We start from the raw sequence: 2,081 nt of genomic DNA, 5'->3' as shown, positions 1-2,081 counted from the left end.
CTCATTAAATCTCTGAACCTTTGATTTGCCTTTAGTTATTTTGTACTACTTTGATAGCTTTTTTTATCTGTGACAGTTTAGGGTGCGGAATGTGGGTTGTATCTCGCCTCGACATTACACAAATTTTCTGCGACGTAGATGATTTTTGTCACCAATGGGAAAACCTCTGGCAGCAAGTACCGCAATTGCCATCAAAAATGGGAGAAAAACGTAGCAAATCGAGGATGCATTGATCCGAAGTGATGACAATAGTCATAGCCTTTCATGGCAGTGGATATAAGACATTTAAGGAATTTTACACACTACAAGTCTTGCCGGGTTGGCGTGAAGCATTTCCGAATTTGGTGAGCTACACAAGGTTTGTGGAATTGATGCCTTGGTGTTTAATGCTTTTATGTTGCTTTTTACATACACGCACTGGAGAAATTACTGGGATTAGCTTTATCGATTCCACCCCCATCAATGTTTGTCACAATGCCAGGGCGCATTGTCACAAGGTATTTAGAAGTAACTTTCTGATAGCGTAATGTAGTTTGAATGCTTTCATGTCCCATGAGTGAACGTAATTCTTCTATGCTGATTAATCCTACTCGTTCTGTAGCATAAGTGTGTCGTAAATCATGAATGCGTATGCCATTTAATTCTGTATTTATACTGGTGATTTCTCGCCAATAATCATGCAATGTATGGTAACTAATTCTACTGACTTTGAGGGTGACTGGATGTTGTGCTGTAAACAATGCGTTGATATTTTGATGTCTGGAATATTTCAAATATTTATCTAGGGAGTGGGCGGCATCATCGCTATAAAAGCACCACCGTTGTTTGTTTCCTTTTCCCAATACCTGAAATTTCTGATTTTTGATATCTATATCTGATAAATTTAGAGCTAAAAGCTCTCCTATTCTGCATCCTGTGCGATGCAATAGATGAATTATTGATGACAGCCGCAGGTCATCTTTGGTTGCTTTGTAGAGGATATTTAGCTGGTCTGGTGTTAGATATCTTATCGGAGTATCGCTTTTATGTTCGCCTTTTTCTCGTTGTGGGGGACGCTGTTTTAATCCCTGAATTGGGTTGATTTTTATATACTCTTGTTCGACGGCGAAGTTAAATAGACTTTGCAGTATTGCTTGATGCTTGTGGTGGGTTGTGTATTTTAAATGTGAAAGGCTATCTAGATACTCGATTAATGTTTGCTTACTGATAATTTCGATTGGCCAACTTCCATACTCTGCCAGGAAGTTTAAAAGGGTTAGTTCGTAGGTTTTTATGGTACTGGGTGCTAGTCCAGTCCGTTCTAGAAATTTGACGGCAACGGTGGCTAATGTGACAGCTTGCTTCACGGAAATTTGTGTGTTTTTAGCAAGGTTATTTATGACTAAATTATATATCTTTTAAGGAGAAATATTGGCAGCGTTTTATGGATACTTTTAAAACTCCAAAATCTGGAGAATCTCTGTCAGACTATGTTTTGCGGATGAGAAAGGAACTCAATTTAACTCAGTTGGAGGTGGCGAATGCGGCTGGTATTCATTCTCGCTCTGTGGGGAAGATTGAACGGGGATTGACAAGGAAACTCAGTCATAAAACTCTGAGCGGTCTTGCTTTGGCTTTATCTGTGCCTGTTGAGTATTTGCAGGCTGTTTTTAGGGGGGAAGAGGTTGTGGCAATGGCAGCGATTAAGCTTTGCCCCCAATGTTGGAATCCTGGTGGTGCTGTGGATTCAATGTGGGGTAATGTTAGGGCTAGGTTTTGTTATCTATGCGGTACGCAATTACGGTCTAGTTGTGCCAATTGTGGTGAGTTGGTGGTGTCGTTGAGGTATAAGTTTTGTCCTCTGTGTGGAAAACCTTATAAGAATAGAGGTGGAAATCTTTGAAATGTAGACACAGTAGGCATTTTCAGACCATCTTGCTGGTTTTTACACGTATCTCGGCTCAATACCTAGACCATCTAGGGATAGTAGCAGGAATAGTAGACTCAATAGGATTAGTAGAAATAATAAATGAATTAATAGGAGTCGAAAAAGGAGAGAAAGTAAGTCCGGGTCAAGTAGTCAAAGCCATGATAATAAACGG

Annotated in this window: 3 protein-coding genes and 1 pseudogene; 3 read left to right on the top strand and 1 reads right to left on the bottom strand. The window is 39.9% G+C overall.

The features are described 5' to 3' along the window. Nucleotides 1-89: 89 nt before the first annotated feature. A pseudogene (locus ACM0OP_RS24600) lies at nucleotides 90-506 on the top strand (transposase); the annotation flags it as partial. Here the strand turns inward: ACM0OP_RS24600 and ACM0OP_RS23985 are convergent. Then, entirely contained in the window at nucleotides 405-1,346 is a 942-nt protein-coding gene (locus ACM0OP_RS23985; RefSeq protein ID WP_414530915.1) for a tyrosine-type recombinase/integrase, read from the bottom strand. The pseudogene ACM0OP_RS24600 and the gene ACM0OP_RS23985 sit on opposite strands and share 102 nt — an antisense overlap. A 77-nt stretch (nucleotides 1,347-1,423) precedes the next feature. Between ACM0OP_RS23985 and ACM0OP_RS23980 the strand changes: the two genes are divergently transcribed. Both ACM0OP_RS23980 and ACM0OP_RS23975 read left to right on the top strand, forming a co-directional pair. Next, nucleotides 1,424-1,882 carry a double zinc ribbon domain-containing protein gene (locus tag ACM0OP_RS23980; RefSeq protein ID WP_414530914.1) on the top strand — a complete coding sequence of 153 codons (459 nt, stop codon included), beginning with the start codon at nucleotides 1,424-1,426 and terminating at the stop codon, nucleotides 1,880-1,882. Nucleotides 1,883-1,914: 32 nt separating this feature from the next. Continuing rightward, nucleotides 1,915-2,081 (top strand): DUF4277 domain-containing protein (locus ACM0OP_RS23975; protein WP_414530916.1); only part of this gene is annotated, 167 nt, incomplete at its 3' end.

Source organism: Nodularia chucula CCY0103, from assembly GCF_963923915.1.
In the GTDB taxonomy this organism is placed as follows: Bacteria; Cyanobacteriota; Cyanobacteriia; order Cyanobacteriales; family Nostocaceae; genus Nodularia; species Nodularia chucula.
The sequence above is the reverse complement of the archived record's forward strand: the minus strand, read 5'-3'. Positions and strand labels throughout refer to the sequence as shown.

Coding starts and splice junctions, on each gene's coding strand:
- ACM0OP_RS23980 (WP_414530914.1), top strand. CDS start 1,424: ATGGATACTTTTAAAACTCCAAAATCTGGAGAATCTCTGTCAGACTAT.